The following is a 16,122-nucleotide window of genomic DNA, read 5'->3' as shown; positions in this document are numbered from 1 at the left end:
AACCTCATTGAGATCAATGAGGTTTATTATTTGTAAGTTATATAAATATATTTTTATTTATTCTTGCTTGAATATCGAGGCGTTGCCGTTTTTCTTTGGTTCATCATCATAGGTCCCATCTTGTCAGTAGCACATCTAAATCCAATATAATTTGTTGCCATGTACTCCGGAAAATACCTTCTTTGCGCTGGGTCTAACCAATATTCTCTATCTGCCCAAGCTCCTCCTTTAAATACACGTGATTTATCACTTATTAAAGTAGTTCTTCCTTTATTATCGTACTTATAATTGTTAATGACTCTACCTAATGAGTCTTTTTCAGCTTCAGGTTTTTGAGGAGAGTTGTACATTCTTGGCTTTCCTGTTAACTCATCTTTATCCAATTCAAAAAACTTTGAAGATGCTTGATCTCCATCACCTAAACTTGAATTATCAGCTAAGTTATAGTTTCTTCTCATATACGTATCTTCCTTTGTAATTGGAATATACTTTACAGATCCAGGAATTTCTTTTGGTACAATTCTACCATTTTCTAAAGTATCATATTCTATTTCACCAAGCTCATCTCCAACAATAACAACTTTACCATCTTCGTTAATTAACTTCTTAGCAAAAATATTCCCTCTAAAGTAATTAAAATCATTAGCTTCAGAATCAATGATTGGTCTATAAACATCAGAAACCCATTCTGCAACGTTTCCTGACATATCAAATAATCCAAAAGCATTTGGTGGATAACTACGTACAGCATTAGGAATATCTGATCCATCACTACTCCATCCAGCAATACCAGAATAGTTTCCTTTTCCTTGCTTAAAGTTAGCTAGCTGATCACCTTTTCTTCTTTTATCTCTATCACGAGTATATTTACCGTGCCAAGCATATTTCTTTCTTCCTCGGATATTATTATATTCTCTATTTTCAAAAATAGCTTTCGCAGCATATTCCCATTCCACTTCCGTTGGTAATCTAAATTTTTGAGATAAAATACCATCTGTCGAAGTAACATGTCTTCCAGAGAAAGCTCCTTTTTCTTGTTTTGGTTGCCCTTTCTTTCTTGGGACAGGTAATCCACGCTTATAAATTGCAGAATCTCCATCGAACAAGGCGTAAGGATTCGTTAAGTAAGCATCAGTATCAAAATTATTCTTTCCTTTAAATGCTAAAGAATCTTCCTTAAAAATGTTTGTAATAATTCCTTTATCCATTAATATTTTTAAGTTCACTGCATTTGTACGCCACTTACAATATTTATTTGCCTGAATCCAACTTACACCAACTACAGGATACTCAGCATATGATGGGTGACGTAAATAACTCTCAGATAATAAATTTGTATTTCCTAAACCTTTTCTCCAAACCAAGGTGTCAGGTAAAATTGCTTCGTAAATATGTTTAAACTGTGGATCCTCAGGAGGAAAAATATCCTTTGTATATTGCATGAATAAACTATACTCTGAATTTGTAACTTCCGTTTCATCCATATAAAAAGAACGCACATGCATTTGTCTTGGAGTAGTATTCCAATCGAACATCACATCATCTTGAACCAATCCCATAGTAAAGGTTCCTCCTTCAATATGCACCATTCCTGGCGGCACATTATTTCCTTCCTTGTACTTCCCTTTTAGGTAACCTCCATAACTTGGGTCATTAAAGTTCCATCCAGTGAGGGAAGATTGTCCTGAACCACTTCTTTTACTACTACAAGAAGTAATTAGCAATCCTGAGATGGCTAATAAACTAAATAATCTTAACGTACTTTTCATGTATTTTTAACTATTTTAAGGGTGCTGCAATTTACAATATTTATCACTTCTAACAACAATATTCACTTTTATTTTCAAACACAAATTGATTAAAAACAATGTTATTCGTTTAGTCTCAAACGATTCTTTTTTTACTTTATTATCATGAATTAAACAAAAGATGAAAATAACTTACTTAGAATTTCGTTATTTTGTAGCAAATATGAAAGTATACACAACTCTTTTTTACCTATTGGTTGCTTTTTTAGGATATGGGCAATCTAACTCTGTTTTATCCAAGGGGAATTGGTATAAATTTTCAATTGATACTACTGGTGTTTTTAAAATTGATAATAATTTTTTAAATCAACTCGGAATCAATTCAAACTCTATTGATCCTAAAAATATAAAAATATTTGGAAATGGAGGGACTATGTTACCAGAAATTGTCAATTCACCTCGAATTAATGACCTAAAAGAGAACGCTATTTATGTTCATGGGCAAGATGATGGTGTTTTTAACAATGACGATTATATCCTATTTTATGGAAAAGGTCCTCATGACTGGGAAGTATCTCCAATAACAGAGGAAACAAATCATCGACAAAATATTTACTCAGATAAATCTTATTATTTTTTAATTATTGATGATACTCCTGGTAAGAGAATTCAAAATTTAAATCAACCTAATCAAACTAGTATACGTACGATAACGTCTTTTGATGATTTCATCTTTTACGAAAGAGAGACTAAAAATTTATTTGAAGTCGGAAGACTATGGTTTGGAGAAGATTTTAGTTCTGAAAACTTCCAAACATTTAGTATTCCTTTTCCCAATCAATTGGCCAACTCTAACATAAAAATTAAAGTTAGCACTGTTGCCAATTCTTCCTTATCATCTCAAATGAGCATTTCTAGTTCAGGAACGAATTTAACGACATTAAATTTCCCTCCTAGCTCAAGCTCAGGTGTCACTTCTTTGGCTATTCTCAGAACAAGTGAAGTTTCTATTCCTAGTTCTTCGTCTAATACTATTCAAATTGAACTAGATTATAACAACGGTGGATTGCCTTCAGCAGAAGCATATTTGGATTTTATAGAAATTTCAGGAAAGAAAAACTTAATCGTCCAAACAAATCAATTTAACTTTAGAAGCTTTGAAGCATTCAATACAAATGGAATTGTTCAATTTGATATTCAAGGAAATAATATCGATAAAGTATGGGATGTATCAGACCATACAACTCCGAAAAACATAGAAAATAATGGCAATTCGGGTATCTTTAGCTTTAAAACTAATGGTAATATTTTAGATGAGTTTATTGCAATTCCTTCGAATAGTTTTTACACACCCTCCATTGAAGAAACATACCCTATTGAAAATCAAGACTTACACAGTTTAGAAAACATTCAATATTTAGTGATTACAAACGACGATTTGTACAATGAAGCTAGAAGATTAACAGATTATCATGAAAACAACAGTAATTTATCCTCGGTCGCAGTAAAACTTAATCAAATATATAATGAGTTTTCATCAGGTTCTCCCGATGTTACCGCAATTAGAGATTTTATTAAGCAACTTTATGATAACTCATCGTCAGCAAGAAAGCTGCGGTATGTTTGTTTTTTAGGAGATTCATCATATGATTATAAAGACAGACTAGCAAACAACAACAATGTGGTCCCTACGTTTCATGCGACCCAAAGTTTTGATTACGTTTCTTCTTATGTAACAGACGACTATTTCGTAATGATAGACCCTTCTGATGGCTCAATGCTTACTTCTAATGACATTGATATCGCTTCTGGTAGAATTCCTGTCACATCTCCACAAGAAGCAAAACAAGTAATCGATAAGATTTTAAATTATTACAGCTCAAAATCCTTTGGCGATTGGAGAAATTCAATTACACTTTTGGCTGATGATATTGATCAAGATGCCGATAGAACTCTTCAAGCAGGTTTGGAAGAAGTTGCCGATTCCATTAAAAGGAATAAACCTTTTTATAATATTAATAAACTATATGCAGATGCCTTTAGACAAGAAACTACTTCAGGAGGAGAAAGATATCCCCAAGTAAAGAACGCAATTAGTAACACCATAGAAAAAGGGACTTTAGTATTCGATTATTTTGGACATGGAGGTGAGGACGGATTAGCAGATGAAAGGCTTCTTGAAATCCCCCAAATTGAAGCTTTAAACAACTTTAACACACTTCCTCTATTTATAACGGTAACTTGCGAGTTTTCTAGATTTGACAATCCGTCAAGAGATACAGCTGGAGAGAAATTGTTTTTAAATAAAAATGGTGGAGCAGTAAGCATGATTACAACTACTAGAAATGTTTTTATCTCCCTTGGAGAACGTTTTAATAAAGAGTTAACGAGAGACGTTCTTGATTTTAACAACCGAGATTTAACAATTTCTGAAAATCTGATTGAAACAAAAAACAGAACTTCCAGTAGCCAGAAATATTTTATTTACTATTTCGGAGACCCTGCGATGAAACTAGCTATACCAAAACCAAACATTAAGCTAACAAAAATTAATGATAAGGACATTACTCAGTCTATAGATACGTTAAAAGCCTTGTCACGAGTCTCTATAGAAGGAATTGTTACTGACGATTCTGACAACATTCTGTCAAATTTCAATGGTAGTTTAAGCACTACTATTTATGACAAATCGGTTGACAAACAAACTTTAGACAATGACGGTTTCGGAGTTATCAATACTTTCGATTCTCAAGAAAGTAAATTATTCAGAGGAAAATCTTCGGTAAATAATGGTGTGTTTAAATTTGAGTTTATTGTTCCTAAAGATATCAAAATAGCCTTCGGAAAAGGCAAAATTAGTCTCTACGCGAATAATAAATCCATTGACAAAGGTGGAGCTAACTTTGATGTTACTATAGGAGGTATTAATCCCGATGCTCCAGAAGATAATATTGGTCCAGAACTACAAGCTTTCCTAAACGATGAATCTTTTGTTGATGGTGGAACTACGAATGCTTCTCCTAATTTACTTATAAACTTAGCCGATCCCAGTGGCATTAACACTTCGATTACTGCCGTTGATCATGATATCGTTGCAATTCTTGATAATAACGAATCCGATCCTATTGTTTTGAACGATTATTATCAAACCGAACTGGACGACTTTACCAAAGGAAATGTATCTTACAAACTTCGAGATTTATCAGAAGGTTTACATACCTTAAGAATAAAAGCTTGGGACACTTACAATAATTCTTCAGAGATAACGTTATCGTTTGTGGTTGTGAGTGACTCGGAACTAAACATCAGTAATGTTTTAAACTATCCTAATCCGTTTGTTAACTATACTGAATTTTGGTTTAATCATAACAAACCCAACGAGCCATTAGAAGTTCGAGTACAAATTTTCACAGTTTCTGGTAAATTGGTTAAAACGATAAATCAAATATCACAAACAACAGGAAATTTGTCCAGAAGTATAACATGGAATGGTTTAGATGACTTCGGAAACAAAATTGGTAAAGGAGTTTACGTCTATAAATTAAACGTAAGATCCACAGTTTCCAATGGTACATTTGAGAAATATGAAAAACTAGTTATACTATAAATAGAACGTAAAATCCTATATTTGCAAAATCAACAATCAAAACATAAATGAAAACATTAACGACCCTTTTACTACTCTTATTAGGTTTTAGTTTAACAACTAGGGCTCAACAAGGTATTACAACTGCAACTCCATTTTTATTAATTACTTCTGACGCTAGGGCTGGAGGTATGGGAGATATTGGAGTAGCAACATCATCTGATGCTTTTTCTATTTTCCACAACGCTTCGAAAACGGCTTTCAATGAAAACGAAATTAGCATTGGTGTAAATTATACTCCATGGTTAAGAAATTTAACAGATGATATTTTTGCAGGAAACCTTTCCTATGTTCAACGATTCAAAGAAAATGCAGCTTTTGGGGTTGATTTAAAGTATTTTTCTCTTGGTAGAATTGATCTAACTGATAACACTGGAACCTCAACTGGTAATATTAGCCCGAATGAATTAGCTATTACGGGTACTTACTCTATGAAATTAAGCGAAACATTTTCTATGGGAGTCGGTTTAAAATACATTAATTCAAATCTCGATGTTTCTAATAATTTAGATGCGGTAAACTCTTTTGCTGTTGATATTTCTGCGTATTATAGATCAGAAGAAGAAAACTACGGAAGCTTCAATGGTCGCTATAGATTAGGTATCAACATTGCCAACATAGGCCCAAAAGTTGAATACACTCCAGGGGACCCTAACTTTATTCCAACAAATTTAAAACTTGGTGGAGGTTTTGACTTTATTTTGGATGACTATAACTTATTAGGGTTGAATGTAGAATTCACAAAACTACTCGTTCCTTCAAGCCCTAACTCTACAAGAGGCTGGTTCGAAGGTATGTTTACATCTCTGGGAGACAGAAGCTTTAGTGAGGAACTACAAGAGGTTACTTGGGCTTTAGGAGCTGAATATTTATACAATAAAGCATTTGCATTAAGAGCAGGTTATTTCCATGAAAGTGAACAAAAAGGACAACGTCAATATTTCACCATGGGAGCTGGGTTTAAAGCCAGAGCCTTCTCTTTAGATTTATCATATTTAATGAACACATCTAACGTAAACAACCCTTTAGAAAACACATTGCGTTTTTCTTTATCATTTGATTTGGGGCAAATTTATGACGATTATTAAAAATTCATTTTTTTTAGTAACTTAGAAAAAAATATAAAGCTGTCGTAAACGACAGCTTTTTTTGACTTTAAATATGGAATACCAATTAAACACTAAAATGACACATATGAACCGTTTCTTTTTAAAACTTAGTTGGTATAATTTCTCTCTTTTTTGATATACTATACCCATGAAAAAAATACAAATTAACTCTTCTGCTACCATCTTTGAGAATCTTTCAGAATTACCTAAAGAAGATTTCGATTTAATGCATTGTGCCATAGAAGCCAGACGCAAAGCTTATGCGCCTTATTCGAAGTTTAATGTTGGTGCTGCTCTACTTTTAAACAATGGGAAAATTATGACGGGAAATAACCAAGAAAATGCTGCGTATCCTTCCGGTATGTGTGCTGAACGCGTCGCTATATGGAAAGCAGGCTCTGAGTTTCCTGATATGATTGTAAAAAAAATAGCTATAACCGCTGCTTCCTCTGAAACCGAAGTAAATAAACCTGTTGGTCCTTGTGGAGCATGTAGGCAAACACTTTCAGAATACGAAATCAATCAAAAACAGCCTATTGAAATCATATTTATGGGTGAAATTGGTCAAGTTGTAAAAACAGAATCGTTACTATCACTTCTTCCTTTTTCATTTGATAGCTCATATTTATAATTTTCGATATCTTTTTTTATCAAAATCGTAAAAAAAAACAAAAGGTCTTCAAATACTTACCCAAAAGTCATTAAAAATGCTTTCTTTGTTAATTACACAAGAAAGGAAGCAAAAAATGATCAATTCGATAATCACAGGAACGGGGACCTACATTCCAAGCGTAACTAAGGAAAATATCCAGTTTTCGGATAACAGATTTTTACATGTTGATGGAACTCCATTTGAGAATAACAATACTATTATCATAGAAAAGTTTAAATCCATAACAGGTATTGAAGAACGCCGATATGCTAAGAATAATTTAAACACTTCCGACCTAGGTTATCTCGCATCTCAAAAAGCAATTGAAGATGCTAATATTGATCCTGAAACTTTAGACTACATTATATTTGCTCATAATTTTGGTGATGTCAGATCGAATACCATTCAAAGTGACATGATACCAAGTTTAGCCACAAGAGTAAAACACTTGCTTAAAATTGAAAATCCTAATTGTATTGCCTACGACTTACTTTTTGGTTGTCCTGGTTGGATTCAAGGAGTTATTCAGGCACAATCATTCATTCAATCTGGCATTGCAAAAAAAGTTCTTGTGATTGGTGCAGAAACCTTATCGAGAGTTGTTGATCATCACGACAGAGATTCTATGATATATAGTGATGGCGCTGGAGCTTGCATTATTGAAAAATCTGAAAAATCCGATTCAGGTGTTTTGAGTCATGCTGCCCAAACTTTTGCCAAAGACGAAGCTTATCATTTATTTTTCGGAAGTTCACATAATGGAAGTAGTGATAAAGATGTTCGGTACATTAAAATGCATGGAAGAAAAATCTATGAATTTGCGTTATCAAATGTTCCTTTAGCCATGAAAGAAGCTTTGGATAAAAGTGGAGTTGAAATAAGCGCTTTAAAAAAGATTTTTATTCACCAAGCCAATGAAAAAATGGACGAAGCCATCATTAAGCGATTTTATCGTCTTTATAAAATGCAAGTCCCTAGTAATATTATGCCAATGTGTATTCACAAATTAGGAAATAGTTCGGTGGCGACAGTACCTACATTACTCGATTTAGTTTTAAAAGGTGAGGTTGAAGATCAAAAAATTAACAAAGGTGATGTTATCATGTTAGCATCAGTTGGTGCTGGGATGAATATAAATGCAATTGTCTATAAATATTAGCGAACAGTGAGGCGGTGAAGTAGTTGATAGTGAAGCAGTAGGCAGTGGTATTATTGATAAGAATATTAAAAATAAAGCTAGTGTTGCTTAACACTTAAAAAAACAGTTATATATATCGCTAATCTAAAATCTAAATATTATTTTTGCGGATGCAACAACACAATGTACTTATTTTAGATTTCGGATCGCAATACACGCAGTTAATTGCGCGCCGTGTAAGGGAGTTGAATATTTATTGTGAGATTCACCCATACAACAAATTACCACAAAACTTAGATAATTATAAGGCAGTTATTTTGTCTGGAAGCCCAATTTCTGTTAGATCAGATGATCCTCTTCATCCTGACTTATCGGAAATAAGAGGTAAAAAACCTTTATTGGCTGTATGTTATGGAGCTCAATACTTAGCACATTTTTCTGGTGGTTTGGTTGCTTCGTCAAATACCAGAGAATACGGAAGAGCTAATCTTTCGTATATCAAAGAAAATGAAAATTTTCTTTCTCAAATTTCTGAGGGAAGTCAGGTTTGGATGAGTCATTCCGACACCATTAAAGAATTACCTGAAAATGCAGTACTTTTAGCAAGTACTAATGATGTAGAAAATGCCGCATATAGAATTGAAGGAGAAACTACATATGCTATTCAATTTCATCCTGAAGTTTATCATTCTACAGACGGAAAACAATTATTAGAAAACTTTTTAGTATCAATTGCAGGGGTTGATCAGTCTTGGACACCAGATTCTTTTGTTGACGAAACCGTTGCTGAATTAAAAGAAAAAATTGGTAACGATAAAGTTGTTCTTGGTTTATCTGGGGGAGTTGACTCTACAGTAGCCGCAGTATTACTTCACAAAGCTATCGGAAGTAATCTTCATTGTATTTTTGTAAACAATGGTCTTTTACGTAAAAATGAATTTACCGATGTATTGAAGCAATACGAAGGTATGGGCTTAAATGTAAAAGGAGTTGATGCTTCGGCACGCTTCTTGGGTGAATTAGCTGGATTATCTGATCCTGAGGCTAAACGTAAAGCAATAGGAAAGGTATTTATAGATGTGTTTGATGATGAAGCAAATCAAATAGAAGATGCTAAATGGTTAGCACAAGGAACTATTTACCCTGATGTGATCGAGTCTGTTTCTGCAACAGGAGGTCCTTCTGCTACAATAAAAAGTCATCATAATGTAGGAGGGTTACCTGATTTTATGAAATTGAAAATCGTTGAGCCATTAAGAATGATTTTCAAAGATGAAGTACGAAGAGTTGGTGCTTCAATGGGAATAGATAAGGAATTATTAGGTCGTCATCCTTTCCCCGGTCCAGGTTTAGCAATCCGAATTTTAGGGGATATTACTGCTGAAAAAGTTCGCATATTACAAGAAGTAGATGCCGTTTTTATTAATGGATTAAAAGAAAGTGGTCTTTATAACAAGGTATGGCAAGCTGGAGCTATTCTATTACCTGTAAACTCTGTTGGAGTAATGGGAGATGAGCGTACTTATGAAAAAGTAGTTGCTTTAAGAGCTGTTGAAAGTACAGATGGTATGACTGCTGACTGGGTTAATTTACCTTATGAATTTTTACAAAAAACCTCAAATAAAATAATAAATAACGTAAAAGGTGTTAATAGAGTTGTTTACGATATCAGTTCTAAACCACCTGCAACAATTGAGTGGGAATAACGTTTATATACAAAATCACTCATTAAATTATATACAAAGTAAATGAAGAAATTACAGTTTTTAATTTTAACAGGTATATTAACAATTTCGATTTCATGTGGTCAGCAGAAGCGCTATGTTTCCTATAAGGTACAAGACGGGGAAACGATGAATGATATCGCAGAACGTTTGAATATAGACTCAAAAGATCTACGAAGACTCAATCCTGACGTCGGTAAAACCCCATCGCCAAATACTGTTATTGTTATACCCAACCCTAAAATTAAAAACGGTAATTCTTCAAATACGTCAGATGACAATGGTTATGCTGTAATTCAGGATAAAGAAGAAACGACAACCGATGCTGTTGATGATACTTCTGAAGAAAAAGAAAAAACTGTTTTTCAAACTACTGTTATTAGTGGGTATGAGACTCATACCGTCCAAGCAGGGGAAACCGTTTACCGAATTACAAAACAATACGGTATCACGAAAGACAAACTCATCGAGTTAAACCCCGATTACCCAGAGTTAAAAAATAATACTTTATCTATTGGTCAAGTTTTGAACGTTAACACAATTGAAGAAACTGTAACATTAGATAAAGAAGAAATAAAAAACAAATACTTAACCCATGCTGTACAAAGTAAAGAAACAGTATATGGTATTACTCGTTTTTATAATATTTCTAAAGAAGATTTAGTTCGTTTGAATCCTGAATACCCTGAGATTAAAGAGAATCAACTATCGATTGGACAACTTCTGAAAATAAAACTAAAAGAAGATGTTGAGAAAGGTGAAACGCTTTCTTTTTATAGAGACAGTATTCAAGAAGAATCAACCATTAATTTGACTCTATTACTTCCTTTTAGAACCGAAAAATACGATACGTTAAGTGCTAAAAGAATATTTAAAAATGGACTAGCCAATTTGGTTACTGATTTTTATATGGGAGCGAAAATGGCTATTGATTCCTTACGAAATCAAGGAATAACTATAAATACACGTATTTTTGATACTGGTACAAAAGGGAAAAACATCTCTTCTATAATAGATAATGATGAGTTAGAAAATCAAGATGTTGTAATTGGTCCTTTTTATTCTAAAAAAGCGACAGAAGTTTCTAAAGCAACCAATGGTGTCGTAATCTTCCCTCATTATTCAAATAAACAGAATAGTTTAACTGCTTCTAAAATAGTAAAGTCATCTCCAGATAAAGAATCATACACTAACTTCTTAACTACATATCTTAAGAACGTATATAAAGGAGAAAATATTTTTATTGTAAGTGATGACAGCAAGTATTCAAAAGGAATCGCCAATTCAATTAGCTCTTCCCTAAAAAAACATGATTCAATTTCTAAATTGAATATTTTAAAACCTGAAAAAGGATATATAAAAAGAGAGCGTTTTACAGGTAAAATGAATGAGAAGCAAGATAATTGGGTTATTATTGCTACTGAAGATAATGTTACCATTAAAGATGCGCTTAACAGTATGATTGGGTTACCTGATAATATGACTGTTCAAGTATTCACTTCAAATAAAAACAAAGTCTATGACAACATAGATAACAATAAGTTAGCTAACATTAATTTCACCTACGTTTCCGATAGCTATGCAGATGAAAGCTCTGATGAAGTACAAGCTTTCTATAACAAGTTTAAAGAGAATAATAATACTTTACCTTCTAGTTATGCAGTAAAAGGCTTTGATGTAACTTATGACGTCCTTATGAGACTTGCTTCTGGCAATAAACTATCAGAAACTTTCAAAGAAGGAGTTTCTTTAAGAGTTGAAAACAAATTTGACTATCACAAAAAGACATTTGGTTCTCCTGAAAATAAAGGTCTTTTTATTGTGAAATACAATCCGGATTTAAGTCTAAAAAGACTTAAGTAAAAATAGAAAATCAAGGGGATTAATCCCCTTGGCTTCCATACATTTCTTGATAATACTTTTGATAATTTCCGCTCGTAACATTATCTACCCAGTCTTTATTTTCCAAGTACCATTTCACAGTCTTCTCAATCCCTTCTTCAAATTGAAGAGAGGGTTCCCATCCTAATTCATTCTTTAATTTACTTGAATCAATGGCATATCGATAATCATGTCCAGCTCGATCCGTTACAAAAGTTATTAATTCTTCCGAAGCTCCTTCAGGACGTCCCAAAAGCTTGTCTACAGTTTTTATAATTACTTTTATTAAATCGATATTCTTCCACTCATTAAAACCTCCAATATTATAGGTTTCTCCTATTTTCCCTTTATGAAAAATAACATCAATTGCCCGAGCATGATCATTAACAAACAACCAATCACGAACATTTTCTCCCTTCCCATAAACTGGTAAGGGTTTATTATTACAGATATTTTTAATAAAAAGTGGTATTAATTTCTCTGGAAATTGGTGGGAACCATAATTATTTGAGCAATTTGAAATAATAATGGGTAGGTTATATGTGTCATAAAAAGATCGTACAAAATGATCCGAAGAGGCTTTCGAAGCTGAATATGGAGAATGAGGGTCATACGATGTGTTTTCTGTAAAGAATCCCGACTTACCAAGTGTTCCATATACTTCATCTGTTGAAATATGATAAAACAGCTTATTATTAAGATTATTACCCCAAACCTGTTTAGCCCCTTGAAGCAAACTCAAAGTTCCTAATACATTCGTTTTAGCAAAAGAAAACGGATCTTTTATAGAACGATCTACATGCGATTCTGCTGCTAAATGAATAACCGTATCAACTTGATATTTTTGAAAAACTTCTTTTACCAGTTCATGATCGCAAATATCTCCTTTAACAAAATGATAATTGCTTTTATTTTGAACCTCTACTAAATTCTCCAAATTACCAGCATAGGTAAGAAGATCTAGATTTATAATTTGATAATTCGGATACTTACTTACAAGTAAACGAACTAGATGTGAGCCTATAAAACCAGCTCCTCCTGTTACTAAGATATTCTTCATTACTCCTTACAAATTATATTTTTTGCTTGTCAGTTCGAGCGCAGTCGAGAACAAATTACTTGAATACGCCTAAAACACCCTCTCGACTGCGCTCGAGGTGACAACTGCAAACAACTGATTCGCAGTCTACTCTCAATCAAAAAACATTTTAGTTTCCAGGGATACTCGAGGTGATAACTTTCTAAAAATAGCTATCAAATTAACAACTGACAGGCTATAGTGTCAATTCCAGCCTTTCGACTAACACTCTAGATAAACTCTGTAGTGAACCTAAACCCCACAATCATACTTAAAGCTTACTCACAAACAACCCTTCGACTGCGCTCAGGGTGACATATGCAAATCAATTAAAAAACTTGTCAGTTCGAGCATTGGTTGAAATCAAAATACTTTTTGATTGAAAACACCCTGTGTAGCAGTCGAGAACTAATCATTATTTGATTTGTATTTATAGTGTGTAGCATTCCTGCACTCCGCTAAAATAACCAACATGTCGAAATCACCATGAGCTAATGCCAATTTCTTTTTACTACTCCATTTCTTAATTTTCTTTTCAAAATATATTGCTTGTTCTACATCATTAAAATTTTGACTAAAAATTAATTCTAACGGTCTTCTCTTATAAGTAAAACATGTTTTCAATAAACCTTTTTGATGTTCTTTAATTCGCCTATTCAAATCGTTAGTTATTCCTGTATAAAGAAATCCATCTGAACACTTTAGTATATAGACATAATATTTTTTCATAGTATTTTCTAACTTTTGTCAAATCGAGCGCAGTCGAGATTCATTTTAGATGTAGTTTAAATCTACTATTAAGAAACTATTTTTTCTATACTGCTTGATATACACACATAACTAAAATAATATTTTTAATTGAACAACCTCTCGACTGCGCTCGAGCTGACAACTTTTTAAAAATAGGCATCAAATTAACAACTGATAGACTATAATGTCAGTTCGAGCCTTTCGACTAATGCTCAAGATAAACTCTGTCGAGAACTAATCATTATTCGGATTGTATTTATAGTGTGTGGCATTCCTGCACTCAGCCAAAATAACTAACATGTCGAAATCACCATGAGCTAATGCCAATTTCTTTTTACCACTCCATTTCTTAATTTTCTTTTCAAAAAATATTGCTTGCTCTACATCATTAAAATTTTGACTAAAAATTAACTCTAACGGTCTTCTCTTGTAAGTAAAACATTTTTTCAATAAACCTTTTTGATGTTCTTTAATTCGCCTATTCAAATCGTTAGTTATTCCTGTATAAAGAAATCCATCTGAACACTTTAGTATATAGACATAATATTTTTTCATAGTATTTTCTAACTTTTGTCAAATCGAGCGCAGTCGAGATTCATTGCGGATGTAGTCTACTATTAAGAAACTATTTTTTCTATACTGCTTGATATACACACATAACTAAAATAATATTTTTAATTGAACAACCTCTCGACTGCGCTCGAGGTGACATCTGCAAACAACCTGTCAACTGATTCGCAGTTTACTCTCAATCATAACACATTTTGGTTTCCAGTAATGCTCGAGGTGGCATATTACTATTTATCTTCAATCAAATGTAATAAATATTGACCATAATCACTTTTTAAAAGAGGTTTAGCAAGCTTTCTAAGTTGTTTTTCATCAATATACCCCATGTGAAATGCTATCTCCTCTAAACAGGCCACTTTTAACCCTTGTCTCTTTTCAATGGTTTCAATGAATTGACTAGCTTCCATTAAAGAGCTGTGAGTTCCAGTATCTAACCAAGCAAAACCTCTTCCCATAAGTTCTACTTTTAAAGATTCTTTATTCAAGTAGGATTGATTTACGGAAGTTATCTCTAATTCTCCTCTTTCAGAAGGCTCTACTTTTTGAGCAATTGAAATCACATCATTTGGATAAAAGTATAATCCTACAACAGCATAATTTGATTTAGGCTTGATCGGTTTTTCTTCTATAGACTTTGCATTTCCTCCCTCGTCGAAATCTACTACACCATATCTATTTGGATCTTTAACATTATATCCAAAAATAGTTACTTTATTTTCTACTTTAACATTATGGATAGCTCTCTGAAGCATTTCAGGAAGCCCATGTCCGTAAAAGATATTATCACCTAAAATTAGGCACACATCATCCTCTCCTATAAATTCTTCACCAATTACAAATGCTTGGGCTAGACCATCTGGCGAAGGTTGTTCTGCATAACTTAATCGTATTCCTAATTCCTTTCCCGACCCTAATAATTTTTCAAAATTAGGTAAATCCTGTGGTGTTGAAATAATGAGTATATCTCGAATACCAGCTAACATAAGCACTGACAACGGATAATAAATCATTGGCTTATCATATACTGGTAATAATTGTTTCGACACCCCTTTGGTTATAGGGTATAATCGTGTTCCTGAACCTCCTGCTAAGATGATGCCTTTCATCTGCTTATTTTTTACTGTTTTTAATTAGGCTAGATGTAATTCGCCAACAATAATCTCGATACATATCAAGATTTACTATGGATCATTTCATATTTGTTGCAATGATAGTTAAGCGAAGTTATAAAAAAAATAAGCTCAGAAAATTGCTGAGCTTATTTTTATTTATTCTTTAATTCTATCTCCGGATCCTTTACCTCCGACTGTGGCCAGTATATATTGAAAGTACTTTTTTATAGTCAAACTACTCAACATTTCGGCGTCAACTTCCGCTAGTTTCTTAGGAGTAGACATATCTATCTCGTTTATTTGTGCCAAACCTGTTATTCCCGGTAAAGAATTATAAACACCTCTTTCCTCTCTCTCTTTTATTAACTCTTCTTGATTAAAAAGATTTGGCCTCGGACCTACCAAGCTCATATCTCCTCTTAAAACATTAATTAACTGAGGTAATTCATCTAATTTAGATTTTCTTAAAAAAGCCCCTAACTTGGTAACAGAACTACTGCTAGCCAAATGCGTTGCTACTGATTTTGTATTAACACTCATTGTTCTAAATTTTAACAAAGTAAATGGTTTTTTATTTTTCCCTACTCTTTGTTGTTTAAAAACTGGTGATCCAGTGTCTAACAAACCTAAAACATAAACTATTAAGCCAAAAGGCCATAAAACCAATATTCCAAATAATGAGAATATAAAATCAAAAAGACGTATCATTATTAT

12 protein-coding genes are annotated in these 16,122 nt (G+C 33.0%); 6 read left to right on the top strand and 6 right to left on the bottom strand.

Features of this window, described 5'->3' with window-relative positions; all coding sequences use genetic code 11:
* Positions 1–53: 53 nt before the first annotated feature.
* A complete protein-coding gene (gene gldJ, locus BLW23_RS07310) occupies positions 54–1,769 on the bottom strand; it encodes a gliding motility lipoprotein GldJ (protein ID WP_093668600.1) in 1,716 nt (571 codons plus the stop codon).
* Positions 1,770–1,971: 202 nt separating this feature from the next.
* Between gldJ and porU the strand changes: the two genes are divergently transcribed.
* The 6 genes from porU (at position 1,972) to BLW23_RS07280 (ending at position 11,880) form a co-directional block, all read left to right on the top strand.
* Positions 1,972–5,355, top strand: coding sequence for a type IX secretion system sortase PorU (gene porU / locus BLW23_RS07305; RefSeq protein WP_093669358.1), 3,384 nt, complete (start codon positions 1,972–1,974; stop codon positions 5,353–5,355).
* A gap of 47 nt (positions 5,356–5,402) precedes the next feature.
* A complete protein-coding gene (porV, locus tag BLW23_RS07300) occupies positions 5,403–6,482 on the top strand; it encodes a type IX secretion system outer membrane channel protein PorV (protein ID WP_093668599.1) in 1,080 nt (359 codons plus the stop codon).
* 169 nt (positions 6,483–6,651) lie between these two features.
* The gene (gene cdd / locus BLW23_RS07295) at positions 6,652–7,134 is read left to right on the top strand and encodes a cytidine deaminase (protein ID WP_093668598.1); all 483 of its coding nucleotides are present in this window, start codon (positions 6,652–6,654) and stop codon (positions 7,132–7,134) included.
* 115 nt (positions 7,135–7,249) lie between these two features.
* Positions 7,250–8,314, top strand: coding sequence for a 3-oxoacyl-ACP synthase III family protein (locus BLW23_RS07290; protein WP_093668597.1), 1,065 nt, complete (start codon positions 7,250–7,252; stop codon positions 8,312–8,314).
* A gap of 149 nt (positions 8,315–8,463) precedes the next feature.
* Entirely contained in the window at positions 8,464–9,999 is a 1,536-nt protein-coding gene (gene guaA / locus BLW23_RS07285; RefSeq protein ID WP_093668596.1) for a glutamine-hydrolyzing GMP synthase, read from the top strand.
* Between the two features lie 42 nt (positions 10,000–10,041).
* The gene (locus tag BLW23_RS07280; protein WP_093668595.1) at positions 10,042–11,880 is read left to right on the top strand and encodes a PBP1 and LysM peptidoglycan-binding domain-containing protein; all 1,839 of its coding nucleotides are present in this window, start codon (positions 10,042–10,044) and stop codon (positions 11,878–11,880) included.
* A gap of 19 nt (positions 11,881–11,899) precedes the next feature.
* On the opposite strand, the gene rfbB is transcribed toward BLW23_RS07280, so the two are convergent.
* From rfbB to BLW23_RS07255, 5 genes are all read right to left on the bottom strand, one after another.
* On the bottom strand, positions 11,900–12,958 hold the full coding sequence (gene rfbB, locus BLW23_RS07275; RefSeq protein ID WP_093668594.1) for a dTDP-glucose 4,6-dehydratase: 1,059 nt from the start codon (positions 12,956–12,958) through the stop codon (positions 11,900–11,902).
* 426 nt (positions 12,959–13,384) lie between these two features.
* A complete protein-coding gene (locus tag BLW23_RS07270; RefSeq protein ID WP_093668593.1) occupies positions 13,385–13,705 on the bottom strand; it encodes a GIY-YIG nuclease family protein in 321 nt (106 codons plus the stop codon).
* Between the two features lie 255 nt (positions 13,706–13,960).
* Positions 13,961–14,281, bottom strand: coding sequence for a GIY-YIG nuclease family protein (locus BLW23_RS07265; protein ID WP_093668592.1), 321 nt, complete (start codon positions 14,279–14,281; stop codon positions 13,961–13,963).
* Positions 14,282–14,523: 242 nt separating this feature from the next.
* Positions 14,524–15,402, bottom strand: coding sequence for a glucose-1-phosphate thymidylyltransferase RfbA (rfbA, locus tag BLW23_RS07260; protein ID WP_093668591.1), 879 nt, complete (start codon positions 15,400–15,402; stop codon positions 14,524–14,526).
* A 162-nt stretch (positions 15,403–15,564) separates the two neighbouring features.
* A complete protein-coding gene (locus BLW23_RS07255; RefSeq protein WP_093668590.1) occupies positions 15,565–16,116 on the bottom strand; it encodes a sugar transferase in 552 nt (183 codons plus the stop codon).
* Positions 16,117–16,122 lie beyond the last annotated feature (6 nt).

This window comes from Tenacibaculum sp. MAR_2009_124 (assembly GCF_900105455.1).
Taxonomy (GTDB): Bacteria; Bacteroidota; Bacteroidia; order Flavobacteriales; family Flavobacteriaceae; genus Polaribacter.
This window is presented reverse-complemented; position numbering and strand designations above follow the sequence as displayed.